Annotated in this window: 25 protein-coding genes; 9 read left to right on the forward strand and 16 right to left on the reverse strand. The window is 71.6% G+C overall.

From position 1 onward, the window contains the following. Nucleotides 1–137: 137 nt before the first annotated feature. Complete coding sequence (gene ugpQ / locus G3A44_RS02185; RefSeq protein WP_163455864.1) at nucleotides 138–920, forward strand: glycerophosphodiester phosphodiesterase; 783 nt, start codon at nucleotides 138–140, stop codon at nucleotides 918–920. Nucleotides 921–1,076: 156 nt separating this feature from the next. Here ugpQ and argJ read toward each other — a convergent pair whose 3' ends face one another. Then, the gene (gene argJ / locus G3A44_RS02190; protein ID WP_163455865.1) at nucleotides 1,077–2,306 is read right to left on the reverse strand and encodes a bifunctional glutamate N-acetyltransferase/amino-acid acetyltransferase ArgJ; all 1,230 of its coding nucleotides are present in this window, start codon (nucleotides 2,304–2,306) and stop codon (nucleotides 1,077–1,079) included. 130 nt (nucleotides 2,307–2,436) lie between these two features. Beyond that, the gene (locus tag G3A44_RS02195) at nucleotides 2,437–3,555 is read right to left on the reverse strand and encodes a BMP family ABC transporter substrate-binding protein (RefSeq protein WP_163455866.1); all 1,119 of its coding nucleotides are present in this window, start codon (nucleotides 3,553–3,555) and stop codon (nucleotides 2,437–2,439) included. Between the two features lie 186 nt (nucleotides 3,556–3,741). On the opposite strand from G3A44_RS02195, the gene G3A44_RS02200 reads away from it, so the two are divergent. After that, a complete protein-coding gene (locus tag G3A44_RS02200; protein ID WP_163455867.1) occupies nucleotides 3,742–4,134 on the forward strand; it encodes a hypothetical protein in 393 nt (130 codons plus the stop codon). Here the strand turns inward: G3A44_RS02200 and G3A44_RS02205 are convergent. Then, nucleotides 4,106–5,374, reverse strand: coding sequence for an MFS transporter (locus tag G3A44_RS02205; RefSeq protein ID WP_163455868.1), 1,269 nt, complete (start codon nucleotides 5,372–5,374; stop codon nucleotides 4,106–4,108). The two genes, G3A44_RS02200 and G3A44_RS02205, sit on opposite strands and share 29 nt — an antisense overlap. 75 nt (nucleotides 5,375–5,449) lie before the next feature. Between G3A44_RS02205 and G3A44_RS02210 the strand changes: the two genes are divergently transcribed. Next, a complete protein-coding gene (locus G3A44_RS02210; protein ID WP_163455869.1) occupies nucleotides 5,450–6,319 on the forward strand; it encodes an AraC family transcriptional regulator in 870 nt (289 codons plus the stop codon). Here the strand turns inward: G3A44_RS02210 and G3A44_RS02215 are convergent. Then, complete coding sequence (locus G3A44_RS02215) at nucleotides 6,309–7,427, reverse strand: adenosine deaminase (RefSeq protein ID WP_163455870.1); 1,119 nt, start codon at nucleotides 7,425–7,427, stop codon at nucleotides 6,309–6,311. The genes G3A44_RS02210 and G3A44_RS02215 overlap by 11 nt on opposite strands. A 201-nt stretch (nucleotides 7,428–7,628) precedes the next feature. Here G3A44_RS02215 and G3A44_RS02220 point away from each other — a divergent pair, with 201 nt between their 5' ends. Beyond that, a complete protein-coding gene (locus G3A44_RS02220; RefSeq protein WP_203561262.1) occupies nucleotides 7,629–9,425 on the forward strand; it encodes a S8 family peptidase in 1,797 nt (598 codons plus the stop codon). Between the two features lie 24 nt (nucleotides 9,426–9,449). Here G3A44_RS02220 and G3A44_RS02225 read toward each other — a convergent pair whose 3' ends face one another. Continuing rightward, entirely contained in the window at nucleotides 9,450–10,460 is a 1,011-nt protein-coding gene (locus tag G3A44_RS02225; protein WP_163455871.1) for a Rieske 2Fe-2S domain-containing protein, read from the reverse strand. Between the two features lie 170 nt (nucleotides 10,461–10,630). Between G3A44_RS02225 and G3A44_RS02230 the strand changes: the two genes are divergently transcribed. Continuing rightward, nucleotides 10,631–11,929 (forward strand): amidohydrolase family protein, encoded by a 1,299-nt coding sequence (locus G3A44_RS02230; RefSeq protein WP_163455872.1) that lies wholly within the window; start codon nucleotides 10,631–10,633, stop codon nucleotides 11,927–11,929. Nucleotides 11,930–11,962: 33 nt separating this feature from the next. On the opposite strand, the gene phnE is transcribed toward G3A44_RS02230, so the two are convergent. Genes phnE through G3A44_RS02250 form a run of 4 tightly spaced genes read right to left on the reverse strand, consistent with a single transcriptional unit; the run spans nucleotide 11,963 to nucleotide 15,423 of the window. Continuing rightward, the gene (phnE, locus tag G3A44_RS02235; RefSeq protein ID WP_163455873.1) at nucleotides 11,963–12,805 is read right to left on the reverse strand and encodes a phosphonate ABC transporter, permease protein PhnE; all 843 of its coding nucleotides are present in this window, start codon (nucleotides 12,803–12,805) and stop codon (nucleotides 11,963–11,965) included. Nucleotides 12,806–12,829: 24 nt separating this feature from the next. Next, nucleotides 12,830–13,678, reverse strand: a complete 849-nt coding sequence (locus G3A44_RS02240) for a PhnE/PtxC family ABC transporter permease (RefSeq protein WP_163456076.1) — start codon at nucleotides 13,676–13,678, stop codon at nucleotides 12,830–12,832. Further along, on the reverse strand, nucleotides 13,675–14,508 hold the full coding sequence (locus tag G3A44_RS02245) for a phosphonate ABC transporter ATP-binding protein (RefSeq protein ID WP_163455874.1): 834 nt from the start codon (nucleotides 14,506–14,508) through the stop codon (nucleotides 13,675–13,677). Before G3A44_RS02245 ends, G3A44_RS02240 begins: the two co-directional genes overlap by 4 nt. A 33-nt stretch (nucleotides 14,509–14,541) precedes the next feature. Further along, nucleotides 14,542–15,423 (reverse strand): putative selenate ABC transporter substrate-binding protein, encoded by an 882-nt coding sequence (locus G3A44_RS02250; protein WP_163455875.1) that lies wholly within the window; start codon nucleotides 15,421–15,423, stop codon nucleotides 14,542–14,544. A 202-nt stretch (nucleotides 15,424–15,625) separates the two neighbouring features. Here G3A44_RS02250 and selD point away from each other — a divergent pair, with 202 nt between their 5' ends. The 3 genes from selD (at nucleotide 15,626) to G3A44_RS02265 (ending at nucleotide 17,844) form a co-directional block, all read left to right on the forward strand. Continuing rightward, complete coding sequence (gene selD, locus G3A44_RS02255; protein WP_163455876.1) at nucleotides 15,626–16,699, forward strand: selenide, water dikinase SelD; 1,074 nt, start codon at nucleotides 15,626–15,628, stop codon at nucleotides 16,697–16,699. Nucleotides 16,700–16,840: 141 nt separating this feature from the next. Then, nucleotides 16,841–17,416 carry a DJ-1/PfpI family protein gene (locus G3A44_RS02260; protein WP_163455877.1) on the forward strand — a complete coding sequence of 192 codons (576 nt, stop codon included), beginning with the start codon at nucleotides 16,841–16,843 and terminating at the stop codon, nucleotides 17,414–17,416. Nucleotides 17,417–17,439: 23 nt separating this feature from the next. Beyond that, the gene (locus G3A44_RS02265) at nucleotides 17,440–17,844 is read left to right on the forward strand and encodes a ribbon-helix-helix domain-containing protein (protein WP_163455878.1); all 405 of its coding nucleotides are present in this window, start codon (nucleotides 17,440–17,442) and stop codon (nucleotides 17,842–17,844) included. Nucleotides 17,845–17,896: 52 nt separating this feature from the next. On the opposite strand, the gene G3A44_RS02270 is transcribed toward G3A44_RS02265, so the two are convergent. From G3A44_RS02270 to G3A44_RS02295, 6 genes are all read right to left on the reverse strand, one after another. Next, nucleotides 17,897–19,399, reverse strand: a complete 1,503-nt coding sequence (locus tag G3A44_RS02270; protein ID WP_163455879.1) for a tripartite tricarboxylate transporter permease — start codon at nucleotides 19,397–19,399, stop codon at nucleotides 17,897–17,899. A gap of 1 nt (nucleotide 19,400) precedes the next feature. Continuing rightward, complete coding sequence (locus G3A44_RS02275; protein WP_163455880.1) at nucleotides 19,401–19,850, reverse strand: tripartite tricarboxylate transporter TctB family protein; 450 nt, start codon at nucleotides 19,848–19,850, stop codon at nucleotides 19,401–19,403. Between the two features lie 179 nt (nucleotides 19,851–20,029). Continuing rightward, a complete protein-coding gene (locus G3A44_RS02280; protein ID WP_163455881.1) occupies nucleotides 20,030–21,013 on the reverse strand; it encodes a Bug family tripartite tricarboxylate transporter substrate binding protein in 984 nt (327 codons plus the stop codon). A 74-nt stretch (nucleotides 21,014–21,087) separates the two neighbouring features. Beyond that, complete coding sequence (locus G3A44_RS02285) at nucleotides 21,088–22,020, reverse strand: porin (protein ID WP_163455882.1); 933 nt, start codon at nucleotides 22,018–22,020, stop codon at nucleotides 21,088–21,090. 169 nt (nucleotides 22,021–22,189) lie between these two features. Continuing rightward, entirely contained in the window at nucleotides 22,190–23,659 is a 1,470-nt protein-coding gene (locus G3A44_RS02290; RefSeq protein ID WP_163455883.1) for a sensor histidine kinase, read from the reverse strand. Beyond that, a complete protein-coding gene (locus tag G3A44_RS02295) occupies nucleotides 23,656–24,324 on the reverse strand; it encodes a response regulator (protein WP_163455884.1) in 669 nt (222 codons plus the stop codon). The genes G3A44_RS02290 and G3A44_RS02295 overlap by 4 nt, the downstream gene beginning before the upstream one ends. Before the next feature lie 228 nt (nucleotides 24,325–24,552). Between G3A44_RS02295 and G3A44_RS02300 the strand changes: the two genes are divergently transcribed. Continuing rightward, nucleotides 24,553–25,146: a peroxiredoxin gene (locus tag G3A44_RS02300; protein ID WP_163455885.1), complete on the forward strand. Its 594-nt coding sequence runs from the start codon at nucleotides 24,553–24,555 to the stop codon at nucleotides 25,144–25,146. Between the two features lie 23 nt (nucleotides 25,147–25,169). On the opposite strand, the gene G3A44_RS02305 is transcribed toward G3A44_RS02300, so the two are convergent. Further along, on the reverse strand, nucleotides 25,170–26,180 hold the full coding sequence (locus G3A44_RS02305; RefSeq protein WP_239061659.1) for a Bug family tripartite tricarboxylate transporter substrate binding protein: 1,011 nt from the start codon (nucleotides 26,178–26,180) through the stop codon (nucleotides 25,170–25,172). Nucleotides 26,181–26,230: the final 50 nt, after the last annotated feature.

The following is a 26,230-nucleotide window of genomic DNA, read 5'->3' on the forward strand; positions in this document are numbered from 1 at the left end:
CCGCGGTCAGCGTGTCACGGAGGTGGCGAAGATCCGGCGGAAACCGGGTTTCCACGCGGGGCGCGAGTTTATCGCACCCCCCTTCCTCCCCAGGCGGCGCGGGGTTGCTCGATGGGCAGGCACCACAATGGCCCCCCATGTCCCTGCACGAGCTGCCCCCCCTGCCCGCCTGGCCCTACCCCTTCTGGATTGCCCACCGGGGGGCGGGTCTGGAGGCGCCGGAAAACACCCTGGGCGCCTTCCGGGTCGGCGCAGCCCTGGGTTGGCGGGCCTTCGAGTGCGATGTCAAGCTCTCGGCCGACGGCGTACCTTTCCTGATGCACGACAGCACCCTGGACCGTACCACCAACCGCCAGGGCCCCTGCGGCGTGCTGGACTGGTCCAGCTTGTCCCGGCTGGACGCTGGCAGCTGGCACAGCCCGGCCTTCGCCGGCGAGCCCCCCGCCAACCTGGAGGATCTGGCCGCCTGGCTGCTGCCTCAGGACCTCCTGCTGAACCTGGAGCTCAAGCCGGTACCGGGCCAGGCCGAGCGCACCGGCACGGTGGTGGCCACCACGGTCGCCCGGCTGTGGGCGGGCCGCACCCCACCGCTGCTCAGCAGCTTCGAACCCCAGGCCCTGGCCGCCGCCCGGGCCGCGGCACCGGACCTGCCCCGGGCCCTGCTGCTGGAGACCCTGAGACCCGGCTGGCTGCGCACGGCCGAATCGCTGGGCTGCGTGGCGGTGGTCACCCACCACCGGCTGATGCAGCCCACACTGCGGGCCCAATTGCGCGCAGCCGGCATGCGGGCCCTGGTCTACACCGTCAACGAGCCCGAGGAAGCCCGGCGCCTGGTGGCGCTGGGCATCGACGGCTTGATCAGCGACGCGGTGCGCACCTTCGATCCCAGGCGCGATCCACGGACGACGCCGGGACACTGAGGCATCCGCTGACGGCAATCACCAAGGACGGCCCCCAACTCACCGGTTAGCGTCAGCCAGCGCAGGCGGCACCTGGAGCGGCACGTCAGCCCGGACCGGCGTTCCCCGCACCGTGCGCAGCCCGGAAAGCCGCCAGGACAGCAGGTCCCTTCCCGCTCAGCTGCGGTAGTCGGCGTTGATGCTGACGTAGTCGTGCGAGAGGTCACAGGTCCAGACGGTGGCACTGGCAGCGCCACGGCCCAGGTTCACCCGCACGGTGATCTCGGCTTGCTTCATCACGCGCTGGCCGTCTTCCTCGCGGTAGGCCGGGTGGCGCCCACCCTGGGTGACCACGTGCACATCGTCCAGGTGCATCTCGATCAGGTTCTGGTCCAGGTCGCCAATGCCGGCGTAACCCACAGCGGCCAGGATGCGGCCCAGGTTGGGGTCGGAGGCGAAGAACGCCGTCTTGACCAGCGGCGAGTGGGCAATGGCGTAGGCCGCCAGCTTGCACTCGTCCTCGGTGCGGCCGCCGTCAATCTGCACGCTGATGAACTTGGTGGCACCCTCACCATCACGCACGATGGCCTGGGCCAGTTCGCGCGAGACGGCCAGCACCGCCTCCTGCAGGGCTGCGCCGTCGGCGCTGTCCAGCGCCGTGATGGGCGCGTGGCCGGCCTGGTGGGTGGCGATCAGCAGGAAGCTGTCGTTGGTGGAGGTGTCACCGTCGATGGTGATGCGGTTGAAGGACGCGTCGGCCGCGGCCTTGACCAGCGGCTGCACCAACTCGGGGGCGATGACGGCATCGGTGGCCACAAAGCCCAGCATGGTGGCCATGTTGGGCCGGATCATGCCCGCCCCCTTGGAGATGCCGGTGATGGTCACGGTCTTGCCACCGATCTGCACCTGGCGCGAGGCGGCCTTGGGCAGGGTGTCGGTGGTCATGATGCCCTCGGCGGCGCGCCCCCAGTGGGTGGGCGCGAGGTCGGCCAGTGCCGCGGGCATACCGGCCTCGATGCGCTCGACGGGCAGGGTCTCCATGATCACGCCGGTGGAGAACGGCAGCACCTGTCCGGGCTGCAGGTCCATCATCGCCGCCAGGGTGGCGCAGGTACGGCGGGCGCGGGCCAGGCCATCGGCCCCGGTGCCGGCATTCGCGTTGCCGGTGTTGACCACGATGGCGCGGATGGCCGACGAGGCCGCCAGGTGCTCACGGCAGACCTGGACGGGTGCGGCGCAGTAGCGGTTCTGGGTGAAGACGCCCGCCACGGTGGAGCCCGCCGCCAGCGACACCACCACCAGGTCCTTGCGGTTGGCCTTGCGCACCCCGGCCTCGGCGATGCCCAGGGTGACACCGGCCACGGGGGCCAGATTCTCGGGACGGGGGGCTTGCAGGTTCACGGGCATGGCGGTGTGGGGGCTGTGTCGGTTGCAGGGGGGAAATTGAAAACGCCCCGGCGCCGCCAGGGCGGCCAGGGCGTGCAGATTCTAGGAGGCTGCGGGGCGCGCCCGGCACCGCCGGCGCGCGCCACAGGTCTCAGCGGCCGGGCAGCTTGCCGCCCACGCCCTCCACCAGCCAGTCCATCTGGGCGATCTGCGGGTCCGGCAGCACCCCCTGGCTCAGGCGCAGCTGGCCCTGGTTGTCCTTGAGCGGCCCGCTGAAGGGGTGGAAGCGGCCGGCCTTGATGGCCTGCTCGCGCTCCTGCAGGGCCTTGACGGTGGTCGCCGGCAGCGTGGGGCTGAGCGCGGTCAGGCGCACCAGGCCGTCCTTCATGCCGCCCCAGACCGGCTTGGCCGCCCAACGACCGGCCAGCACCGATTGGGCCACCTGCGTGTAGTAGCCGCCCCAGTGGTGGGTCACCGCCGCCAGCTGCGCCCGGGGGGCAAAGCGGGCCATGTCGCTCTGGTAGGCCACCAGCTTGACGCCTTTCTCCTCGGCCGTCTGCGGCACGGCCGGTGAACCGCTGTGGTTGGTCAGCACGTCGGCCCCCTGGGCGATCAGGCTCAGCGCGGCATCACGCTCGCGGGGCGGATCGAACCAGGCATTGAGCCAGACCACCTTGACCTCGGCCTTGGGGTTGACCGCCCGCATGCCCAGGGTGAAGGCGTTCACGCCCTGGACCACCTCGGGCACCGGGAAGCCCGCCACATAGCCGGCCACACCGCTCTGGCTGCTGTAGCCAGCCAGCATGCCGGCCAGGTAGCGCGCCTCGTAGTAGCGGGCGTTGTAGGTGTTGAGGTTGGCGGCGGTCTTGTAACCACCGGCGTGTTCGATCTTGACGCTCGGATGGTCGGCGGCCACGCGCAGGGCCGGCTCCAGGTAGCCGAAGCTGGTGGCGAAGATCAGCTGATGGCCCTGCGCCGCCAGATCGCGCATCACGCGCTCGCTGTCAGCCCCTTCGGCCACCGCCTCGACCACCGTGGTGCGCACCTTGCTGCCCAGGGCCTGCTCCATGGCCTGACGGCCCTGGTCGTGCTGGAAAGTCCAGCCGGCCTGCCCCACCGGACTGACATAGACGAAGGCGACCTTGAGCGGTGCCGGGGCGACGGCCTGGGCCTGCACGGCGGCGGGCACGGCCAACAGGCCGGACAGGGTGGAGAGGCAGACAGCGGCGGCAGCGCGCAGCATGCGCGTCCGGCTGAGGTTTTTTGACATGGTTGTCCTCGACATGGCCCGCAATGACAGGTGAGACACGCCGCCTGCGGGGGCACGCGAAGGCGGCGGGGGCGGGATTGTCGCTCAGACGTGCCGCACGTGGGGCCACTGGGCTTGGCCCCTGGCGGCCCGGGGCAGCGCGAGCGCTCTCGTGCCCGGGGCGCCGACCCTGGTTAAGCTGCCGGCATGCGTGCGCTGCTCTGGACCCTCACCCTGTTGACGCTGGCGGCCTGGACGGGTCTGGCCGCCCTGGGACACGCCCTGCTCGGGCTCACCGCCAGCCAGGTGCCTGACGCCGAGGCCCTGCTGGCGCAATGGCCCTGGGTCGAGCGCCTGGACCCTTGGCTGCCCGGCTGGCGCAGCCTGCTGGCCCTGGGGCTGGCCGGCACCCAACTGGCGCTGGCGGTGCTGGGCGACTGGCGCGGGCTGCTGCAAGGGCTGCTCTGGACGGCCTGGGGCCTGGGCAGCCTGCTGGTCTTGGCAGTGGCCGCGGCCTTGCACGCCGTGGTGCGCGAGAGTGCGGAGGCACTGCGCGCCGCGCCGGACCGCATCAGGCCGCCACGGCGGCCCCCGGCTTGAGCGCCGCGCGCCGCGCCACACCGGCGCCCACCACGGTGGCCGAGACCACGCCCAGCAGCATGGCCAGCGCGGCGCCCCAGAACACCCCGGCCGGATGCCCGTGGTCCAGCAGCCAGCCAAAGACCGGCGCGGCCAGGGCAAAGCCGGTGTCCAGGCCCGAGTAGACCGTGCCATAGACCCGCCCGGTGGCGCCCGGCGGCGCAGCACGCTTGATGAGCATGTCACGCGAAGGCCCGGCCAGCCCGGTGCCCACGCCCGCCAGGGCCACCAGCACGGCCCCCAGGCCCCCGGGCAGCCAGCCGGTGCCCGGCAGCGCCAGCAGGGCGGCCGACAGGAGCATGGAACCGCCGATCACCTTCTCCAGCCGCGCGGCCCGGGCGGCCAGAAAGCCCCCGGCCACCATGCCCAGCGCCCCGCACAGCATGTAGCCGCTGACCACATAGGCGGTGGCCGCCAGCGGCAGGCCATAGAGTTGCTGCAAGGCCGGGCTGGCAAAGCTCTGCACCGCGCTCAGCGCCGCGGTGGTCCAGAAAAAGAAGGAGAAGCACAGCCAGACCGACGGCAACTTGAGAAAGGCCATGGGATGCTCCTCAGGCAGGCCGGCTGCCTTGGCCGCGACGGTCGCACCGGCACGGTCATCCAGCGCCGCCCGCTGCCACACCATGATGGCCAGCACCGCCGCGGCCAGCAGCGCCGCCCCGGCCGGGCCGGTACGCCAGTCGCCACCCCAGGCCAGCAGCCCCAGATGAAAGACCGGGGCCAGCGCCCAACCCAGGTTGCCGCTGATGCCGTGCACCGAGAAGGCATGGCCCAGACGCTTCTGGCTGACGCGCTTGTTCAGGATAGTGAAGTCGACCGGATGGAAGGGGGCGTTGCCCAGGCCCGCCAGCGCCGCGGCGGCCAGCAAGCCGCCATAGCCCGTGGCAGTGGCCGCGCACAGGCCCGCCGCCACAAAGGCCGAGAGGGCGGCAAACAGCACCGGCCGGGCCCCGACCTTGTCCACCAGAAAGCCCGACAGCGCCTGACCCACGCCGGAGATGATGAAGAACACCGTCACCAGCAGGCCCAGCTGCGAGTAGCTGAAGCCGAACTCGGCGATCAGCGCAGGAAACAGCGGTGGCAGCAGCAGATGGAAGAAATGGGAGGAGCCGTGCGCCAGACCCACCAGGCCGATGGTGCGGGCATCCTGCCCCAGGGGCGGCGGTGTGGCGCCGGCAAGTGCTTGGGGTGATTGAGCCATGCAGGCATCGTAGGCAAGGACGGCACCGCCGGGTTGCGGCAGACTGGCGACAGACCGTCAACTTCTATCGAGATCATGCCAAGTCCGCGTGAGGTACCACCAGCCACCCCGCACCTGTTCGCGCCCACCGCACAGCGGCCGGTGCGGTGCAAGCGACTGAGCCACGCCGCCGACACCCGGGTGGTGCCGCACCAGCACCCCTGGGCCCAGCTGGCCTATTCCAGCAGCGGCGTGACCCGACTCACGGCGGCGCAGGGCACCTTTCTGGCGCCGCCCTCACGGGCGGTGTGGGTGCCCCCCAATGTGGAGCACGCGGTGACCATGCTGGACGACTGCGAGTACTTCACCGTCTACCTGGCACAACGGCCGGGCGCCTGCGGACCGGCTGCGGTGCTGGAGGCCCCCCCTGCCCACCTGGGCGGCGCCAGCCCCGCCGCCCGGGACTGGTCGGTCTGCCAGGTGCTGGAGGTCACTGAGCTGCTGCGCGCCTTGATCCTGAACCTGGACACCCGGGGCGACGACCTGGGCCCGGGCCCCACGGCGACCGAGCAGGCCCGCCAGGATCGCCTGATGCACAGCCTGCTCGACGAGCTGTCGCGGGCCCGTCCGGTGGCCCTGGGCCTGCCCATGCCGCGCGACAAGCGCCTGCGCGCCTTGTGCGAGGCCATCGTGGACGACCCGGCCCGCCACAGCACCCTGGCGGCCTGGGCGGCCGACGCCGCTGCCAGCGAACGCACCCTGGCCCGCCTGTTCCGCAGCGAGCTGGACACCAGCTTTGCCCAGTGGCGACAGCAGGCCCTGATCGCCCGGGCCATGACCCTGGCGGCCGCCGGGCAGCCGATGAACCGCATCGCCAGCCAGCTGGGCTACGCCAGCCCCAGCGCCTTCAGCGCCATGGTGCGGCGCGAGCTGGGCACCACCCCGAGCGCACTCTTCAAGGCCTGAGGGGAGCCGACGCCGCGGCCGCCTCCTCAAAGGCCGCATCCAGCCGCGCCACCCAGGCGGCCTGCACCTCGGGCGGCGCAAAGGTCGCCTCCAGGCTGTGGCGCGCCAGCGCATAGGCCTGCGCCGGTCCCAGCTGGGGCAGCGCCGCGAAGGTGGCACGCCAGTTGTCGTTGAGGTAGCCACCGAAGTAGGCCGGGTCGTCGGCGTTGATCGTGGCCTTCAGGCCGGCGGCCAGCAGGGTCGGCAGCGGGTGGTCGGCCAGATCGCGCACCACGCAGAGCTTCAGGTTGGACAGGGGACAGACCGTCAGCGGCACGCCCTGTGCGGCCAGCCGGTCCATCAGGGCCGGATCCTCGACGCTGCGCACGCCATGGTCGATGCGCTCGACCTGCAGCACATCCAGGGCGCTCCACACATAGGCCGGGGGCCCTTCCTCACCGGCATGGGCCACCACATGCAGGCCCAGCGCCCGTGCCTGGGCGAACACCCGGGCGAACTTCTCCGGCGGGTGCCCGCGCTCGGCGCTGTCCAGCCCCACGCCGATGAACAGGTCCCGGTAAGGCAGCGCCTGCTGCAGGGTGGCCAGGGCCTCCTCCTCGCTGAGGTGGCGCAGGAAGCACAGGATCAGGTCCGCGCTCACACCCAGGGACGCTTGGGCCTGGCGGCAGGCCCGGTGCAGGCCACGGATGACCACCTCGAACGGCACGCCGCGCTCGGTGTGCGTCTGGGGGTCGAAGAACAACTCAGCCCGCACCACCTGGTCGGCCTGGGCCCGCAGCAGGTAGGCCCAGGCCATGTCGAAGAAGTCCTGCTCCTGCAGCAGCACGCTGGCGCCGGCGTAGTAGATGTCCAGGAAGCTCTGCAGGTCGGTGAAGGCATAGGCCGCGCGCAAGGCCTCTACGCTGGCGTAGGGCAGCGCCACGCCGTTGCGCTGCGCCAGGGCGAAGATCAGCTCGGGCTCGAGCGAACCCTCGATGTGCAGGTGCAATTCGGCCTTGGGCAGCCGCTCGATCAGAGCCGGCAGGGCCGACGCCGGCACGCGGTGCACCGACTCGGGCAGGGCAAAGGACCAGGGCGCCTTCAAGGGCGCGTCTTGGGGGGCAGTCATGGGGCCGACCTCGGGTGAAAGGAAGATGGCGGCAAGTATCGGCCGGCGCCCCCCCAACTTGGCGCGGCCGCGCGCCGCAACGAAAGTTCACCTTGGAGTCGGCCTGCGGCATCATGCGCAACCCAGACTGTGCAGAGCGCCCATTTCGGCCCAGGCCAGGGCGTACCGCCGTCGACGAATCTTCACCCTCGCAGCCTGCCCATGAACCGAGCCCCCGCCCTGCCCTGGACCCGTCTGGCCACCGCCCTGGCCTTCGGCCTTGCCACCGTGCCCGCCTGGGCCACCCCGTTGACCCCCGGCGAACAGGCGGCGCAGGACGCCTGGCTGGCCACCACCGACCGGCTGATCGTGCAGTACCGCGACGGCGCGGACGACGCCCTGGAGCCGGCGCGCCTGGCCACGGCCCGCAGCGCCGCCCGCCGCATGGGCGTGGACCTGAGCCTGCTGCGCTCCGGCGTGGTCCAGCGCGGCCATGTGCTCAAGCTCAGCCGCAGCGTGAGCGCCGAGCAGGCCCGCGCCCTGGCACTGCAGCTCAAGCAGGCCGACGGCACCGTGACCGCTGCCGAGCCCGACCTGCGCGTGGCGGCCCACTACACCCCCACCGACCCCTCTTACGCCAGCCAGTGGCACTACCACGAGGGCACCGCCGGCATCCGCGCCCCCGCCGCGTGGGACACCAGCCTGGGCGCTGGCGTGGTGGTGGCGGTGGTGGACACCGGCTACCGCCCCCATGCCGACCTGGCGGGCAACCTGCTGGCCGGCTACGACTTCATCAGCACCCCGAGCGTGGGCAATGACGGCGACGGGCGCGACGCCGACCCGCTGGACCCGGGGGACTGGGTAAGCGCCAACCAGTGCGGCTACGCCCACAGCGCCCGGGCCTCCACCTGGCATGGCACGCATGTGGCCGGCACCATCGCCGCGATGACCCGCAACACCGAGGGCGTGGCCGGCGTGGCCTATGGCGCCAAGGTGCTGCCGGTGCGGGTGCTGGGCACCTGCGGCGGCTACACCTCGGACATCATCGCCGGCATCACCTGGGCCTCAGGCGGCACGGTCAGTGGCGTGCCGGACAACACGCATCCGGCCCAGGTCATCAACATGTCGCTGGGCGGCTCGGGCAGCTGCAGCAGCCTGCTGCAGACCGCCATCACCCAGGCGGTGGCCCGTGGCAGCACCGTGGTCGTCTCGGCCGGCAACAGCGCCACCGATGTGGCCAATGCCTTCCCGGCCAACTGCAGCGGCGTGGTGGCCGTGGCGGCCACCGGACGCACCGGTGCCCGGGCCTATTACTCCAATTTCGGCAGCGGCGTGACCTTGGCCGCCCCCGGGGGCGACATGTCCACCGGCATCGCCAACGGTGTGCTCTCCACGCTCAACGATGGCAGCACCAGCCCGGGCAACGACATCTACCAGTACTACCAGGGCACCTCGATGGCCGCCCCGCACGTCAGCGGCGTGGCCGCCCTGATGCTGGCCGCCCACCGCAACCTGACGCCGGCTGAGGTCAAGAACCTGCTGACCTCCAGCGCCAGGGCTTTCCCGGCCACCTGCAGCCAGTGCGGCGCCGGCCTGCTGGACGCCGAGGCGGCCGTCACGGCCGCTCGCAGCGCCCGCATGGCCCTGGCCACCCTGACCGATGAGACCGACGACGACCACAGCAGCCTGGCGACGGCTCAGACACTGCCGGCGGTCTTCCCGCAAACGGTGACGGGCCAGGTCTCCCGCAGCGGTGCCAGCGACTTCTACGCCATCGAGGTGCCCGCCGGTGCCACGCTCCAGGTCACGCTCAACCTGCAGAACGAGGCCAACCAGCAGCTCTACCTTTACCGCAAGGCCAACGGGGCGCTGGTGCAAAAGAGCCAGCGCGCCAAGGGCTTTGACGAGTACCTGAGCCGCACCAATACCAATGCCACCCCGGTGACCTGGGTGCTGGAGGTCCGCTGGGTCTCCAACAACCCGCAGGGCGCCTACACCCTGGACCTCGACACCCACTGATGCCGCGGGAGCGGGCCGCCCGCCTCAGCACACCCCCCAGCGCCAGCCCAGGGCGCGCAGGTAGCGCCGGTAGGCGGCACTGGAGCGGTCGGCCGCGCAGTGCACCTCCTGCACCGGCGCGGCCTCGGTCAAGGGCAGCCGCCGGGGGCGCTGCGAGAGCAGCACCGGCGCGTCCTGCGCGAAGATCGTGTCCTGGAAGGCGCGCAACTGTGCGTCACCGGACTCGAAGTCCGGCACCGCCAGCCGAAACCACACCCGGCACGCCTCTTGCCCCTGGGGCTGGATGAACAGGGCGATGGACTCGCGATAGCCAGCCTGGGCATCGGGCGCCTTCTCCAGCACCGCGGTGAAAGGCGCCGGCACCCGGTAGTCGTACGCCACCCAGGACCCCTCGGTCGACAGCCGGTTGCTCTGTGGCTGCCAGGCCTGGCAGCCCTGGGCCCAGAGCCCCGCCTCGGCGCTCACGCTCACCGCATGCGGCTGCACCGCCGCATGCGCCTCATCGCCCAGCCAGCCGGCATGCACAAAGCTGAAGTGCGCCATGTCCAGGAAGTTCTCGACGATGCGCGGCGCACTGGTGGCCACCTCATACGGCCCCACGTTGAGCTTGCGCAGCCGCAGGTCCGCCTCGGCGGCAAAGGCCGGGGGCTGGGCCGGTCGCCCGTCCGGACGCAGCCACAGCAGGCCGCAGGCGTCCAGCACGGGCACGGCACGCAGGCCGTGCGAAGCTGGCGGCACCCAGCCCGGCACGGCCGGCACCAGCACGCAGGCGCCACCGGCCCCGAATCGCCAGCCGTGGTACGGACAGGCCAGGGCCCCGTCGCCAACCCGGCCAAGGCTCAGGCGTGCGCCCCGGTGTGGGCAGCGGTCCGGCGCCGCCCAGGCCTGGCCGGCCGCGTCGCGCCACAGCACCCAGTCCTCCTCCAGCAGCCGCACCCCCACCGGGGCCTGGGTGCCCAGGTCGGCCGCGTCCAGCACAGGATGGGTGCAGGCCCGGGCGGGGTCGTCTTGCACAGCGGCGGGAGACAGGGGCATGGCGGCGGTTTCAGGCATGTTGGTGAGCGCTCGAAGGCAGGAAACAGGCGGCGACACCCCGGCAGAGGGGTCCCGTCCGGCATGATCCTCGCATGCAGGTGGCGTGCCCAGTCACCTGCGCGCCCGGCCCGCCACCGTGCGTGCCCACCGCCCCCCTCGGGAGCCCCGCCATGCTCGACCTGCTCATCACCCACGCCACCTTGCCCGATGGCCGCACCGGCCAGGGCGTGGCCGTGCAAGACGGCCTGATCTGCGACATCGGCCCGCACCTCAGCGCCACCAACGCCCCGGCCCACCAGGTGGTGGACGCCCAGGGCCAGCTGCTCAGCCCGCCCTTTGTCGACGCGCACTTCCACCTGGACGCCGCACTGAGCTACGGCCTGCCACGCGTCAACCAGAGCGGCACCCTGCTGGAGGGCATCGCCCTGTGGGGCGAACTCAAGCCCCAGCTCACCCAGGAGGCCCTGGTGGACCGCGCCCTGGCCTATTGCGACTGGGCCATGGCCCAGGGCCTGCTGGCCATCCGCAGCCACGTGGACGTGTGTGACCCGCGCCTGCTGGCGGTGGATGCGCTGCTGGAGGTCAAGCGCCGCGTGGCGCCCTACCTGGACCTGCAGCTGGTGGCCTTTCCGCAAGACGGCGTGCTGCGCAGCCCCGGCGCGCTGGACCAGCTGAAAGAAGCCCTGCGCCGGGGCGTGGACGTGGTGGGCGGCATTCCCCACTTTGAGCGCACCATGGCCGACGGCGCCGCCAGCGTGCGCATGCTCTGCGAGCTGGCCGCTGAGCAAGGCAAGCGTGTGGACATGCACTGCGACGAGAGCGACGACCCGCTCAGCCGCCATGTGGAGACCCTGGCGGCCGAAACCGTGCGCCTGGGCCTGCACGGCCGCGTGACCGGCAGCCACCTCACCTCCATGCACAGCATGGACAACTACTACGTCAGCAAGCTCCTGCCGCTGATGGCCGAAGCCCGGCTGGGCGTGGTGGCCAACCCGCTCATCAACATCACCTTGCAGGGCCGCCACGACGCCTATCCCAAGCGCCGGGGCATGACCCGCGTGCCCGAGCTGCTGGCGGCCGGCCTGACGGTGGCCTTTGGCCACGACTGCGTGATGGACCCCTGGTACAGCCTGGGCGCAGCCGACATGCTGGAGGTGGCGCAGATGGGCCTGCATGTGGCCCAGATGACCAGCCAGGCCGGCATGCGCCAGTGCTTTGAAGCGGTGACCACCGCGCCGGCACGACTGCTGGGGCTGGACCACTTCGGCCTGGCCCCGGGGCGCGAGGCCAGCCTGGTGCTGCTGCAGGCCAGCGACCCGGTTGAGGCCCTGCGCCTGCGCGCCACCCGGCTACAGGTGTGGCGCCGGGGCCGGCTGCTGGCCGAGAGCGCGCCGCGCCAGAGCCTGCTGCATGTCAGTGGGGGCGCACCGCGCCCGGTGGACTGGCGACTGGGGCCGCGGGCGGCCTGACCACGTCACCGAACACCCCACAGGGCCGCCGCCTCAGCGGGTCATCGACCGCCGACAAAGGTAGCTCAGGCCGTCAACCAGGGCCACCAGGGCCAGCATGGCCCCCACGATGGTGGCGGTGCGTGGCATCTGGAACAGGCCCATGTGGAAGGCCAGCAGCTGGCCCAGGCCACCCGCCCCCACCACACCCAGCACCGCCGCGGCGCGGATGTTGTTCTCCCAGCGGTAGAGGGTGTAGCTCAGCAGCTGGGGCAGCACCTGCGGCAGCGTGGCGTAGGCCAGCACCACCCAGCGGCCCACGCCCTGCAGGCGCAGCGCCTGGGCCGGCCCCGGCGGCGCGTTCTCCAGCGCCTCGGCAAACAAGCGGCCCAGCACGCCGCTGGTGTGCACCGCCAGCGCCAAGGTACCAGCCAAGGGCCCGAGGCCGGCGGAGATGAGCAGCAGCGCCGCCCACACCAGCTCGGGCACGGCCCGTAGGGCATTGAGCAGCCAGCGAGTGGGCCACCGGACCCAGGGGCGGCCGCCGTCCAGGCCACTCTCCGGCCCCGTCTCCCGCCGGGCCGCCGGCACCGCCAGCACCAGCCCGGCCACCGCCGCCAGCAGCGTGCCCCAAGCCGACATGGCCAGGGTCTCCAGCGTGGCCGCTGCCACCTTGGCCACAAAGGGCGCCGAGAGGTCGGGCGGGAAGAACTCGCCCACGAAGCGTCCCATGGCCGACAGCGCCTGCGGCGCAAAGAACGCGGCCCACTGCAGGTCCAGGCTCCAGAAACTGGCCCCCACCAGGGCCAGCAGGCCCAGGCCCCACCACAGCGCCGCGCTGCGGGCATGCAGCAGCGGCGGCGGCAGGTCGGGCGGCACGGGAGAAGAGGAAGACATGGCGGCGTCCGTCCGGGCGTCGAATCAGGCCAGGGCCCGGCGCAGCGCCGTGCTGGCGCGGTCGGCCAGGGCCACCAGGGCCACAAACACCGCCAGCAAGGTGAGCACCTCGCCACCGGCAAACATCTTCATGGCACTGTCCATCTGCTGGCCCAGGCCGCCGGCCCCCACAAAGCCCAGCACCACCGAGCTGCGGATGGCGCACTCCCAGCGGTAGACGGTGTAAGACAGCAGCTCTCCTGCGTTCTGCGGCAGCAGACCATAGAAGAAGGCCTGCAAACGGCCGCTGCCGTTGCGCAGCAGGGCCTGGGCCACGGGCGCCTCGGCGCTTTCCAGGATCTCACCGTAGACCTTGCCCAGCATGCCGCCATAGGTCAATGCAATGGCCAGCACCCCGGCGGTGGGCCCCAGGCCGACCACCCGCACAAAGACCAGGGCCCAGACCAGCTCGGGCACCGAGCGCAGGACCACCAGGGCCCAACGCAGCGCCTGGCGCAGGCAGGCCGGCCCGGCCGCCATGGGCCCGGCCAGGGCCGAGATGGACAGCACCCGCGCCGTGGCCAGGGTGGCGGGCACGGCAATCATCAGGCCCAGGGTGATGCCCGCGGTGGCCATGGCCACCGTGCGCCAGGTGGACACAGCCACCTCGCGCAGAAAGCCGCCGCCCACCGCCGGTGGCCAGAAGCCCGACAGGAACAGCGTGGTCTGACGCAGGCTCTCCGCCTCCCAGAGCACCCAGGGGCGGAACTCGCAGGCCACCGCCAGTGGCCACAGCACCACCACCGCGGCCAGCCACGCACCCAGGCGGCGCGGCAGCGCCGGGTCCCGCAGGCGGGGCGGCAGGGCGGCGGCCGAGGCGCTGGCAGCAGTCATCGGCATTGCATCATCACCGGCGGCGGGGGCGCGGCCGGCGGCCCGTCAGGCAGCGGCGGCGCGGCCTGCAGCTCGTGCTCATGCTGGGCGTACAGCGCAGCCAGATGCGCCGGGGTCACGTCTGCGGCGGGCAGGTCAAACACCAACTGGCCCTGTCGCAGGCCCATCACCCGTGGAAAGCGCGCCAGCGCCAGTTCCACCTGGTGCAGGCTGGCCACCAGGGTCACGCCCCGCTGGCGGGCCTGGCCGGTCAGGGTGTCCAGCGCCTGGCGCGCCCGGGTGGGGTCCAGGGCGGAAAGCGGCTCGTCGATCAGCCACAACCGGGCCGGGGCCATGAGCGCACGGGCCAAGCCCACACGCTGGCGCTCACCGCCGGAGAGGCGGTCCACACGCTCAAACAACTTGTCCGCCAGGTCAAACGCCGCCAGCGCCTGATGGGCCGCGGGCAGTTCGCGGGGATGGAAGAGCGAGGCCAGGCTGGCCCATAGGCCCAGCTGGGGCAGGCGTCCGGCCAGCACCGCCGTGACCACCCGCTGGCGCGGGGGCAGCGGCGGCGTCTGGGGTGCCAGAAAGAGCTGGCCGCGCAGGCGTTGCAGCGCCGGCCGCGGCAGCGCCCAGGGGTCTTGCCCGCCCAGACGCAGCCCGCCCTGGGCCGGGCGCAGCGCGCAGCCCAGGCCCAGCAGCAGGCTGGTCTTGCCCGCGCCCGAGGGACCGATCACCGCCACCTGCTCGCCCGCGACCACGCGCAGGTTCAGCGGCCCCAGGGCCGGGGCCGCGTTTGGCCGTGCCGCCGGGTGGCGCAGCGCCAGCGACTGCAGTTCAAGTTCCATGCACGCGATCCCGTGGGCCGCCAGCCAGGGGGCTCAGATCAGCCCGGCGCTGCGCGCGGCGGCCTCGATGCCCTTGTAGTTCTCGGCCTGGGTGGGCACAAAGCGCGTGGCCCGCTGCAACTCCAGGATCTCCTTGCCCTCGGGCGTGGACTTGTTCAGCGTCAGGAAGGCCTGGGTGAGCTTGTCGCGCAGGGCCGCCGGCATGTCGGCATGCACGGTCCAGTTGTAGTCGTGGTAAGCCGGTGTGGTGTAGAAGACGCGGACCTTGGCCGTGTCCACCTTCTTGTCGGCCACGAACTTCTCCCACACCGAGATGTTGAGCGCCCCGGCCTGCACCTTGCCTGCCGCCACCGCGGCGATGGTGGCGTCGTGTGCGCCGCTGAAGGCCACGCGGCGCAGCGCCTTGTCCGGATCCACCCCGGCCTGCAGCAAGAAGCTGCGCGGCATCAGGTGGCCCGAGGTGCTGCTGGGCGAGCCGAAGCTCAGGTCGCGGCCCTTCAGGTCGGCCAGGCCCTGAACGGCCGGGTCGGTGGTGATGAAGACCGAGCGGAAGCGCTCGTCCTCCTCGCGCTGCACCAGCGGCATGACCTTGCCGCCCGAGCGGATGCTGGCCTGCACGAAGGTGAAACCCCCGAACCAGGCCAGGTCCACCTTGCGGCTCACCAGGGTCTCCACCGCCGCGGCGTAGTCGGTCACCGGGGTGAACTCCACCTTCATGGCCAGCTTGGTCTCCAGGTACTTGACCAGGGGTGCCGCCTTGCGGGCCAGCTCGGCCGGCGCCTCATCCGGAATGGCGGTGACGCGCAGCACCTGCTGCGCCAGGGCACCGGTGGCCGGCACGGCCAGCGTCAGGGCCAGCAGGGACTGCAGCACGGTGCGGCGCAGGGCGACCGGGGCATGGAAGCGAGGGTTCATGGCAGACGGGGCGCGGGCGCGCCGGCGCAAAGGGTGGCAGGGGTAGAGCCGCCGGGACAGATCGCCCGGGCGGCGCAAAGGGCCGACATCGTACCCGCGCCGGCAGGCGCTTGCGGCTATGCTCGCCCGCCATGGCCCCGCCGGGCCACCCCTGTGCGCGCCCCCCAGCGCGGCGCCCTGACACCGCTCCCGGAGACCCCGCATGACCCCCGCCCCCGCCGCCCCGGCCGCCGAACCCCGCCTGACCAGCCTCTCCCACGGCGGCGGCTGCGGCTGCAAGATCGCCCCCGGCGTGCTGTCCGACATCCTCAAGGGCACCACCGCCCTGCCCGTGCCGCGTGAACTGCTGGTGGGCATCGAGACCTCGGACGATGCCGCCGTCTACCAGCTCAACGACGAGCAGGCGCTGATCGCCACCACCGACTTCTTCATGCCCATCGTCGACGACCCCTTCGACTTTGGCCGCATCGCCGCCACCAACGCCATCAGCGACGTCTACGCCATGGGCGGTCGCCCCCTGCTGGCCCTGGCGCTGGTGGGCATGCCCATCAACGTGCTGTCCACCGCCACCATCGGCCGCATCCTGGAAGGCGGCGCCTCGGTCTGCAAGGCCGCGGGCATCCCCATTGCCGGCGGCCACACCATCGATTCCGTCGAGGCCATCTACGGCTTGGTCGCGCTGGGCCTGGTGCCCCCCCGCCACGTCAAACGCAATGCCGACGCGCAAGTCGGCGACCTGCTGGTGCTGGGCAAGCCGCTGGGCGTGGGCGTGCTCTCGGCCGCCCTTAAGAAGGGCCGCCTGGACGAGGCGGGCTATGCCCGCATGATCGACACCACCACCCGACTCAACACGCCTGGCCCCGACCTGGCCGCCCTGGACGGCGTGCACGCCATGACCGATGTCACCGGCTTTGGCCTGGCCGGCCATGCGCTGGAGGTGGCCCGCGGCTCGGGCTGCCAGGTGCAGCTGGACTGGGCCGCCGTACCCTGCCTGCCCGGCGTGCGCGACCTGGCCGCCCAGGGCCTGGTGACCGGCGCTTCGGGCCGCAACTGGGCCGGTTACGGCGCCGAGGTGGCCCTGCCCGCCGGCTTTGACCCTGCCGACCAAGCCTTGCTGACCGACCCGCAGACCAGTGGCGGCCTGCTGGTGTCCTGCACGCCGCAGGCGCTGGAGGCGGTGCTGGCCACCTTTGCGCGGCACGGCTTTGGCCAGGCCGCTGTGGTGGGCCGGGTGGCCCCCGCCACCGCGGGCGGCCCCCGCCTGCAGGTGGCCTGAGCCGCCAGGGCCGGGCCCCGGCCCACCCCGGGCAAACCCCAGGCCCCTCCATACCCGGCTACTACCCGCCCCACCCGCCCGCTGCCAACAATCGTCGCCATCCCCTCAGTGCCTTCCCCCGAGCCCAAGGAGACGACGACGATGGCCAAGATCCTGATGCTGTGCGGCGACTACGCCGAAGACTACGAGACCATGGTGCCCTTTCAGGCCCTGCAGGCCGTGGGCCACACGGTGCACGCCGTGGCGCCGGACAAGGCGGCGGGCGACTACGTCATGACCGCCATCCATGACTTTGAAGGCGAGCAGACCTACTCCGAAAAGCCCGGCCACCGCTTCACCCTCAACTTCGCCTTTGCCCAGGTGCGGCCCGAGGCCTATGACGCCCTGCTGATTCCCGGCGGCCGCGCCCCCGAGTACCTGCGCATGAACGCCACCGTGGTGGACTGGACGCGCCACTTCCTGCAGGCCCACAAGCCCGTGGCCGCCGTCTGCCACGGCGCCCAACTGCTGGCCGCCACCGGCCTGCTCAAGGGCCGCAAGGTCTCGGCCTACCCCGCCTGCCAGGTGGAGGTGGAGCTGGCTGGCGCCGAATACATGGGCATCCCCGTCGACCAGGCCGTGACCGACGGCAAGCTGGTCACCGCCCCCGCCTGGCCGGCCCACCCCGCTTGGATCCGCCAGTTCCTGGCCGTGCTGGGCACGCAGATCACGCTGTAATTCCTGCACCGGAGGCCCTGCCCATGTGCCGCATCTTCATCAGCACCGACCCCGCCCAGTACGACAGCCGCACCCGCTCCGTGCGCCTGCACGGCGTGGTCACCAGTATCCGGCTGGAGAACCTGTACTGGGAGGTGCTGGAAGAAATCGCCCGCCGCGATGGCCTGGGTGTGGTGCAGCTGATTGAGCGCCTGTACGACGAGCTGGTGACTGAGCGCGGCGCCGTGGGCAACTTCAGCAGCTTCCTGCGGGTCTGCGCCCTGCGCTATGAAAGCCTGATGGCCCGCGGCGGCATCCCGCTGGACACCGCCGTGCCCATCCGCAGCCTGCCGGCCGACGAGGTGCTGAGCCACCTGCCGGTGCGGGGCGCAACCGCCCAACCCAGCGCCCACCCCCCTGTGGACGCGCGGCGCCACTCGGCGCATTGACAACGTCTAACTGCTAGGCGGGGGCCGTCTGAGGCCTGCCCCCCGGTGCGGGTCAGACCGCCTGGGCCTTGCGCTTGCCCCACCAGCGCAGCACCGGTGGCACCAGCAACATGACCAGGGCCAGGGCCCACAACGTCTTGGAGATGGGGCTCTCCAGCAGGATGCCGACTTCGCCGTTGGTGATGGACAGGGCGCGGCGCAGGTTCTGCTCCATCATGTCGCCCAGCACAAAGCCCAGGATCAGCGGGGCCATGGGCATGCCGGCCTTGCGCAGGGCAAAGCCCACCACGCCAAAGATACTCATCAGCACCAGGTCAAAGGTGGTGGCATGCACCGCATACACCCCCACCGCGCTCACCGCCAGGATGCCGGGCACCAGGGCCCAGTTGGGGGTGTAGAGCATGCGGGCGAAGACACCCACCAGCGGGATGTTGATGGCCAGCAGCATCACGTTGCCGATGAACAGCGAGGCGATCAGGCCCCACACCAGCTCCGGGCTCTGGGTGAACAGCGCCGGGCCGGGGGTGATGTTGTAGAGCGCCAGGGCGCCCACCATCACCGCGGTGGTGCCGGAGCCGGGCACACCCAGGGTGAGCATGGGCACGAAGGAGCCAGCGGCCGCGGCATTGTTGGCGGCCTCGGGGGCGGCCACGCCGCGGATGTCGCCTTCACCAAAGCGGCCGCTGGGGCCGGCCAGGCGCTTTTCCATGGCGTAGGTCATGGCACTGGCAATGGTGGCGCCGGCACCAGGCAACACGCCGACGATGAAGCCCACCACGCTGGAGCGCACGGTGCACCACCAGGTGTGCGCGGCCTCGCGCAGGTTGAACATGGAGCGGCCGGTCTCACGGATCAGGGTCTGGGCGCTGTGGTGCTGCTCCAGCATCAGCAGGATCTCGCTGACCGAGAACAGGCCGATGACCACCACGATGAACTGGATGCCGTCAGACAGGTGCACGTCGCCACCGGTGAAGCGGTAGACGCCGGAGTTGCTGTCCAGGCCCACGGTGGACAGGCTCAGGCCCAGCGCGGCGGCGATGACCGCCTTGAGCGGGGCGTCGCCCATCAGGCCGGTGATGCAGGCGAAGGCAAAGCACATCAGGGCGAAGTACTCCGCCGGGCCGAAGGCCAGCGCCCACTGGGCCAACAGCGGGGCGAACAGCACGATGCCCACCGTGGCGATGATGGAGCCAATGAAGCTGCTCCAGGCCGAGATGGACAGGGCCACACCGCCCAGGCCCTGGCGGGCCATGGGGTAGCCGTCCATGGCGGTCATGATGGCCGCGGCATCACCGGGCACGTTCAGCAGGATCGAAGAGATGCGCCCCCCGAACTCGCAGCCCAGGTACACGGCGGCCAGCAGGATGAGCGAGGACTCCGGCGGCAGCTTGAGCGCATAGGCCAGCGGCATGAGGATGGCCACGCCGTTGATGGGGCCCAGCCCGGGCAGCATGCCCACGATGGTGCCGATCAGGCCGCCAATGGCGGCCATGGCCAGGTTGGCGGGCGTGAGGGCCACGCCAAAGCCCAGCAGCAGGTGTTGCAGGGTTTCCATGTCAACGGCCTCCGAAGATGAAGGACAGCCAGCCGGTGGGCAGCACCACGTCCAGCAGGGTGTCGAACAGCAGGTACTGACCCAGGCCCAGGGCCAGCCCGGCGATGAGGCCCTGGCGCCAGTTGCCACCAAAGGCGCGGCCCAGCGGCACGGTCATGACCAGGGTGGCCAGCACGAAGCCCAGGAATTCAAACAGCAGGGCGTAAGCGAAGATGGCGGCGATCACCGGGCCCAGCACGCGCCAAGGGGCGGTGGCCAGGCCGCTGACGTGCGGGCCCGGACGCAGCGCCATCCAGGCGCCGGCACCGGCCAGCACGGCCGCCAGCAGCAGCGGAAAGGCCCGCGGCCCGACGGGCTCGTAGGAGATGGGGGCGGCATAGCCCCAGGCGGCCCAGGCCATGGCGGCGCCCAGCGCCACGCAGGCCAGACCCAGCAGGCGGTCACTTGACATGAAATGCACTCCCGGGCGGCGCTGGCGGCGCCGGCCCGAAGCAGAAGAAGGGGGAGGGACACGGACAGGGCGGGCCGGCGGCCGGCCCTGTCCGCAGCGCGGTGCGCGGGGCACCGCCTAGGGGCGCATCAGGGGTGCACCCAGCACGCCGCCCAGACACGCAGCCGGGGCGTGCGGCCTCAGGGCGCGACGTTCAGGCCGAAGTCCGCGGCGATCTTGCGGTAGTCGGCCACGCGCTGCTTGACGTAGGTGGTCAGCTCGGCGCCGGTCATGGCAAAGGGATAGAGGCCACGCTCGTCGCGCGCCTTGGCAAAGGCCGGGGTGGCCATCATCTTGTTGAAGGTGTCCACCCAGAGCTTGTAGTCGGCATCGCTGACCTTGGGGCCGACGTAGAAGCCGCGGATGATGGGCCACTGGATGTCGTAGCCCTGCTCCTTGGCGGTGGGCACCTTGGCCAGCGGGCCGTCCAGGCGCTTGTCGGCCATGACGGCCAGCACGCGGATCTTGGCGCCCGCCTTGATCTTCTCTTCGGCCTCGGCGGCGTCACCAGAGTAGACGTGCACATGGCCGCCCTGCAGGGCGGTCAGGGCCTCGCCGCCGCCTTCAAAGGCCACAAATCGCATGGACTTGGGGTTGAGGCCGGCGGCACGTGCGGTCAGCGCGGCCTTGAGCCAGTCCTGGCTGCCGATGGTGCCGCCCGCGCCAAACACCACCTTGGTGGGGTCGGCCTTGACGGCGGCCACCAGGTCGGCCAACGTCTTGAAGGGCGAGCTGTCGGCCACGATGACAGCGCCGTAGTCGGTGCCCACCGCCGCCAGCCAGCGCACGTCGTTCTCGTTGTAGCGGCCGAACTTGCCCTGGGCCAAGTTCAGCAGCGAGCCGCCGGAGAAGGCCACGATGGTGCCCGCCTCACCCGGGCGCTGGGCGACGATGGCGTTGTAGGCCACCGCGCCAATGCCGCCGGGCATGTAACTCACCCGCATCGGGTCGCCCAGGGCCTTGGCCTCCATCAGCGAGCTTTGGGCCAGCTTGCAGGTCAGGTCAAAGCCGCCGCCGGGCTTGGCCGGGGCGATGCACTCGGTCTTGTCCAGCGGGCTGGCATGGGCGGCCAGGGCGGCCAGGCCCAGCAGGGCGGTGGCGCAGAAGCGCAGGCGGGTGCTCATCGTGTGTCTCCTTGTGGTGGTGCAAGAGGCCGGCATTCAGCCGGCCCCGTGGCCCTTGGTTTCAGCAGCGGGGATCAGAACTCGTACTTCAGGCCCAGGTCAAAGCCGGTCTTGTGGGCGGCGGCCTTGCTGTCGTTGCCCACGTCGGTGTAGACGGTGAGCTGCTTGGACCAGGCGTGGTGGTAGCCCAGACCCAGCTTGGCGACAGTGGTCACGCCTTCCTTCTTTTGGTTGCCGTAGGCGGCCTTGATCTCACCCTTGCCCATCGGCACGGCCAGGCCCAGCACGTAGCCCTTGACGCTCAGGTCGTCCTTGGTGGTGCCGGTGGAGTAGCCGGCGGAGACCTTGGCCACGCCAAAGTTGTAGACCGCGCCCACGGTGCTCAGCTCGTCTTTGGCGTCGGCAGGATCTTCCACACCGGCGGCCAGCAGCAGCGGGCCGGACTTCCACTGCACGGCGGCGGAGAACGGACGGCTGGCGTCGGCGGCGGTGCTGGCCTTGGCCGCATCGGCGGTGGACAGGGCCACCGACAGGCCACCGAAGGTGCCGTCATAGCGCACGGAGCCGTCCACGCGCACCTTGGCGATGCCCAGGCGCAGGCCCGCGTCGCGCACAGCGGCCACGGTGTCGCCGCCGAACGGGTCGATCACGTTCTGCACCAGCGAGAAGGCGGGGATGTACTGGCGGCCCATGCCCAGCTTGCCAAAGGCGCCTTGCACGCCGACCTGGGCCACGCCCTTCCACATCACGCCGTCGGTGGCGCCGGTGTCCGGGAAGAAGCGGTGCTCAAAGCCAAAGAAGGCCTGGTAGCCGTCGCCCAGGTCATGCGTGCCCTTGAAGCCGACGCGGCTGTCGCTGCCGGTGGCCGTCTGGAACTTGTCTTCGCCGATGGCGCGGCGCTGGCCCACGTCCACCTTGCCGTAGATGGTCAGGGCGGGGGTGGACTGGGCGGCGGCGGTCAGGGGCAGGGCCAGCAGGGCAGCGGTGGCCAGCAGGGTCTTGTGCATCGTGTGTCTCCAGCAAGGTGGTGGGTAAGTCCCGCCAGGCCTGGGCCCGGGGGCGGCGATGCGGCGACGGCACGCGGAGCGGACACGGCAGACCGGCATCGGTGTACACACGATAGAAAAAGGCGACTTTCAGCCTGCTTTCATGTCTTTCAGGCTTTTCTCAGGGTTCTCACGGAGGCGCGGGGGCGAATGGTGCCTCGGCCGCGGGCAGCTCCAGCCGGGCGCAGAAGCCAGGGCCGGGGTCCCGGTTGGCCAGCACCAGACGACCGTGGTGGCGCTCGACCACGCTACGGGCGATGGCCAGGCCCAGGCCGCTGCCGGGCAGCCGGGCGTTGCTGGCACGGAAAAAGCGCTCGCCGGCGCGGGCCAGCTCCTCGGGGGGCACACCCGGCCCCTGGTCCACCACCTCGGCCCAGGCCAGGGCCGACACCGGGTCGTGGTGCACCCGCACCGTCAGGGCCGAGCCGGGGGGGGCGTGCCGCATGGCGTTGTGCAGCAGGTTGGACAGGGCTTCCAGCAGCAGGTCGGGATCGGCCTGCACGGGCACCGGTGCGCCCGGCACTTCCAGGCCCAGGTCCAGGCCGCGCAGGTTGGCCTCGCGCCAGCCGCGGCGGGCCAGGTCGCCGGCCAGGGCGGCCAGGTCCAGCACGCGTGGCCGCAGCTCGGCAGCATCGCTGCGGGCCAGAGCAAGCATCTGGTTGGTGTGGCGGATGGTCTCGTCAAGCTGCTCGCGCAGGGCCTGCAGCACTTCCCGCTGGGCGGCGGGGTCGTCCTGGCGCTGGGCATAGGCCAGCTGGGTGGCCAGCACCGTCAGCGGGGTGCGCAGCTGGTGCGAAGCGTCGTCGACAAAGCGCCGTTGTGCATCGGACAGGGCCAGGTTGCGGGCCATGTGCTGGTTGATGGCCTGCACCAGGGGCTGCACATCCTGCGGCAGGCCACGGGTGGGAATGGGGGTAAGGTCCGAGGGCATCCGCTCGGCCACCTCCTGGCTCAGCCGGATCAGGGGCTGCAGGGCCCAGCGCAGCGCCAGCACCAACAGGCTCAGGGCCACAGCCGAGAGCAGCACGTCGCGCACCAGGGCCTGCACGACCAGATGCCGGATGAAGCGCTCACGCGTGGTGAGGGACTCGGCCACCTGGATGACCAGGCGCTGTCCGGCGCCGGCGCCGGTGAAGGCACGGTCCAGCGGCCGGGCGTAGCTGCCCACACGCACCGGGGTGCCAAAGTAGCGGCTGTTGGTGAACTGGGGCACGCCGGTGCGCAGCGGCTCGGCAGGCGGTGCCAGCTCGGCGTCCCCGATGACCACCAGGCCGTCCTCGGTGGCGATGCGGTAGAAGACCTGGCCGCCATCGGCCGTGAGCTGGAACACCTCCAGCAAGGTGTAAGGCAGCTCCACCCCCAGGCCGCCGCTGGCGGTGGAGACGTTGGCGTCTATGGCCTTGATCACCCCCAGCAACGAGCGGTCGTAGGCGGCATCGGCGGCATCGGTGGCGGTGCGCCAAGACAGCAGGATGCCGCCGGCCACCACCGCCACCAGGCCCGCCGCCAGCACCAGGCCCAGGGTGCTGGCGATGCTGGCCTGGTGGTAGCGCTCCAGGCTCAGGCGGCCCGCCCGGCGCAGGGCGGCCCCCGGGCTCACGGCGTGTGCTCCAGTACGTAGCCCAGGCCGCGAAGCGTGCGGATCTGCACCGGGCTGTCGCCCAGTCGCTTGCGCAGGCGGTGCACCAGCACCTCGATGGCATCGGGCTGCACGTCCTGCTCGTCGGAAAACACCCGCTCCAGGATCTCCAGCTTGCTCAGCGGCTCCCCGGGGCGCTGGATCAGGGCCCGCAGGACGGCATGCTCGCGCGGCGTGAGGGTCAGGGGTTCGTGGCGCAGGGTGAACAGCCGGGTGCCGCTGTCGTAGTGCAGCGGCCCGCAGTCGAAGGCCGGCCGGTCGCCCCCGCGCGAGCGGCGCACCAGGGCGATGAGCCGGGCCTCCAGCTCCTGCAGCTCGAAGGGCTTGGCCAGGAAGTCGTCGGCACCCTCCATCAGGCTGCCCACCCGCTCCATCAGGGAGTCGCGGGCGGTCAGCACCAGCACCGGCAGGCGCTGGCCGGCGTCGCGCAGGTCGGCCAGCACCTCGCGACCGTCCAGCCCCGGCAAGCCCAGGTCGAGGATGAGGGCGTCGTACTGGGTGGCCTTGAGGCTGCGGCGCACCAGACGGCCGTCGTTGACCCAGTCCACCTGGGCCCCGTTCTGGGCCAGGGCCTTGACCAGCCAGGTGGCCAGGGCGGTTTCGTCTTCAGCAAGGAGCAGGCGCATGTCGGCAATCCGGTGGGCCGCCCGCCAGGGGCGACCCCGGCATTGTCCGTGGCGGACGGCCTGGACATCGGCGCGACAAGACACCGCCGCATGAGGAAATTCCCGCCACCCTGCCTGTGGCGGGGACATGGGGCCGCGGCGATGATGCGGGACGTATGGGGTCCGGCGCCTGGCTTGCGGGTCGCCACGCCCTTCCACCTTTGCCCTTCGCCCTGTCTGGAGCCCCGCATGCGTCCTGCCGCCGCCCTGCCCTGTCCTTCCCCCGCCCGCCGTCGCGCCCTGGCCGGCCTGGGAGCCGGTCTGGTGGCCACCTGCGGGCTGTGGAGCCCTGGGGCCCGCGCGGCGCTGGCCCCGGGGGCCAAGGCCCCCGACTTCACACTGGAGGCGGCGCTGGGCGGCCAGCCCTTCCGCTTCAGCCTGGCGGAGGCGCTCAAGGGCGGCCCGGTGGTGGTGTACTTCTATCCCAAGGCCTTCACCAGCGGCTGCACGGTGGAGGCCCACCTGTTCGCCGAGGCCACGCCGCAGTTCAAAGCCCTGGGGGCGACGGTGATCGGCGTGTCCAACGACGACATCGCCACCCTCAAGCGTTTCAGCACCGAGGCCTGCCGCAACCAGTTCGCGGTGGCGGCGGACGCGGGCGGCAAGGTCATCCGGCAGTACGACGCCGGCTTCACGCTGGCCCCCGGCATGGCCGACCGCATCTCCTACGTGGTGAGCCCCCAGGGCCAGGTGCTGCTGGCTTATAGCAGCCTGGATCCGGACGGCCATGTCAAGGCCACGATGGAGGCGGTGAAGGCCTGGCGGGCCAGGAACCCGCGCTGAGCCACCGGGCCCCGGGCGGGGACTCAGTCCCCCTTGAAGCCGGTGGCCTTGACCACCGCCGCCCAGCGCACCGCCTCGCGCTGCAGCATGGCCTGGGCGTCCGCCCGGGTGCTGGGGGTGACGGTGAAGCCCGCCTCCTGCAGCTTCTGGCCCACCTCCGGATGCCGCAGGGCGGCGTGGGTGGCGCGCTGCAACGTGTCCAGGAGTGCGGGCGGTGTGGCCACGGGGGCCAGCAGGGCGAACCAGGCGGCGAAATCGGCCTTGGGGTAGCCCGCCTCGGTGAAGGTGGGCACCTCGGGCAGCAGGGCCGAGCGCTGGGGCGCGGTGGTGGCCAGCGCGCGCATCTTGCCGCCCTTGACCTGGGCCATGGCCAGGGCCGTGGAGACAAAGGCGGCCTTCACGTCACCGGCGATGATGGCGGTGACCGCATCGCCGGTGCTGCGGTAATGGATGCTCTCCACCCCGAAGCCGGCCAGCTCGCCGAAGACCTCGGCGCCAAAGTGGCCGGGCGTGCCCGCCCCGAAAGTGCCAAAGTTGACCTTGTCCTTCTCGGCCTTGGCGGCCTTGACGAAATCGGCCACCTGGCGGTGCGGCGAACTGACGGGCACCACCAGCACAAAGTCCGAGCGCACCACCTCGCTGATGGGTGTGAACTCCTTGAGCGGCTGGTAAGGCAGCTTGGCAAAGGCCGCCGGCGCGATGCTGATGGAGCCGACCTCCCCCAGCAGCACGGTGGCGCCGTCGGGCGCGCTCTTGGCCACGGCCTGGGCAGCGATCTGTCCGCCGGCCCCCGCACGGTTGTCCACCGCCAGCGGCAGCTTGAGCTCCTCGCCCAGGCGCTGGCCCAAGGTGCGGGCCACCACGTCCGGGCCGCTGCCGGGCGGAAAGCCCACCACCAGCTTGACCGGGCCGGCCAGTGTCTGGGCGACGGCCAACGGCGCAGTGCCCGCCAGCAGGGCCCCCAGCGGCAGACTGGACGCGGCGGCCAACGCACGGCGGCGGGACATCAGGAAGGACGGCGGGCGAGCAGGCATGTCAGGTCTCCGGCGATCTTGGGAATGTCCACAGTCTGCCGCCCGCCCCC

The sequence above is a fragment of the Ideonella livida genome (assembly GCF_010499455.1).
Taxonomy (GTDB): Bacteria; Pseudomonadota; Gammaproteobacteria; order Burkholderiales; family Burkholderiaceae_C; genus Ideonella; species Ideonella livida.

Bases quoted from the DNA above. Each gene is read 5' to 3' on its own strand.
- G3A44_RS02275 (WP_163455880.1), bottom strand. From the start codon at position 19,850: ATGTCAAGTGACCGCCTGCTGGGTCTGGCCTGCGTGGCGCTGGGCGCC.
- G3A44_RS02245 (WP_163455874.1), bottom strand. From the start codon at position 14,508: ATGGAACTTGAACTGCAGTCGCTGGCGCTGCGCCACCCGGCGGCACGG.
- selD (WP_163455876.1), top strand. From the start codon at position 15,626: ATGACCCCCGCCCCCGCCGCCCCGGCCGCCGAACCCCGCCTGACCAGC.
- G3A44_RS02195 (WP_163455866.1), bottom strand. From the start codon at position 3,555: ATGTCAAAAAACCTCAGCCGGACGCGCATGCTGCGCGCTGCCGCCGCT.
- G3A44_RS02270 (WP_163455879.1), bottom strand. From the start codon at position 19,399: ATGGAAACCCTGCAACACCTGCTGCTGGGCTTTGGCGTGGCCCTCACG.
- G3A44_RS02210 (WP_163455869.1), top strand. From the start codon at position 5,450: ATGCCAAGTCCGCGTGAGGTACCACCAGCCACCCCGCACCTGTTCGCG.
- G3A44_RS02215 (WP_163455870.1), bottom strand. From the start codon at position 7,427: ATGACTGCCCCCCAAGACGCGCCCTTGAAGGCGCCCTGGTCCTTTGCC.
- ugpQ (WP_163455864.1), top strand. From the start codon at position 138: ATGTCCCTGCACGAGCTGCCCCCCCTGCCCGCCTGGCCCTACCCCTTC.
- argJ (WP_163455865.1), bottom strand. From the start codon at position 2,306: ATGCCCGTGAACCTGCAAGCCCCCCGTCCCGAGAATCTGGCCCCCGTG.
- G3A44_RS02240 (WP_163456076.1), bottom strand. From the start codon at position 13,678: ATGACTGCTGCCAGCGCCTCGGCCGCCGCCCTGCCGCCCCGCCTGCGG.
- G3A44_RS02305 (WP_239061659.1), bottom strand. From the start codon at position 26,180: ATGCCTGCTCGCCCGCCGTCCTTCCTGATGTCCCGCCGCCGTGCGTTG.
- G3A44_RS02230 (WP_163455872.1), top strand. From the start codon at position 10,631: ATGCTCGACCTGCTCATCACCCACGCCACCTTGCCCGATGGCCGCACC.
- G3A44_RS02205 (WP_163455868.1), bottom strand. From the start codon at position 5,374: ATGGCTCAATCACCCCAAGCACTTGCCGGCGCCACACCGCCGCCCCTG.
- G3A44_RS02280 (WP_163455881.1), bottom strand. From the start codon at position 21,013: ATGAGCACCCGCCTGCGCTTCTGCGCCACCGCCCTGCTGGGCCTGGCC.
- G3A44_RS02265 (WP_163455878.1), top strand. From the start codon at position 17,440: ATGTGCCGCATCTTCATCAGCACCGACCCCGCCCAGTACGACAGCCGC.
- G3A44_RS02250 (WP_163455875.1), bottom strand. From the start codon at position 15,423: ATGAACCCTCGCTTCCATGCCCCGGTCGCCCTGCGCCGCACCGTGCTG.
- phnE (WP_163455873.1), bottom strand. From the start codon at position 12,805: ATGTCTTCCTCTTCTCCCGTGCCGCCCGACCTGCCGCCGCCGCTGCTG.
- G3A44_RS02285 (WP_163455882.1), bottom strand. From the start codon at position 22,020: ATGCACAAGACCCTGCTGGCCACCGCTGCCCTGCTGGCCCTGCCCCTG.
- G3A44_RS02260 (WP_163455877.1), top strand. From the start codon at position 16,841: ATGGCCAAGATCCTGATGCTGTGCGGCGACTACGCCGAAGACTACGAG.
- G3A44_RS02300 (WP_163455885.1), top strand. From the start codon at position 24,553: ATGCGTCCTGCCGCCGCCCTGCCCTGTCCTTCCCCCGCCCGCCGTCGC.
- G3A44_RS02220 (WP_203561262.1), top strand. From the start codon at position 7,629: ATGAACCGAGCCCCCGCCCTGCCCTGGACCCGTCTGGCCACCGCCCTG.
- G3A44_RS02200 (WP_163455867.1), top strand. From the start codon at position 3,742: ATGCGTGCGCTGCTCTGGACCCTCACCCTGTTGACGCTGGCGGCCTGG.
- G3A44_RS02295 (WP_163455884.1), bottom strand. From the start codon at position 24,324: ATGCGCCTGCTCCTTGCTGAAGACGAAACCGCCCTGGCCACCTGGCTG.
- G3A44_RS02225 (WP_163455871.1), bottom strand. From the start codon at position 10,460: ATGCCCCTGTCTCCCGCCGCTGTGCAAGACGACCCCGCCCGGGCCTGC.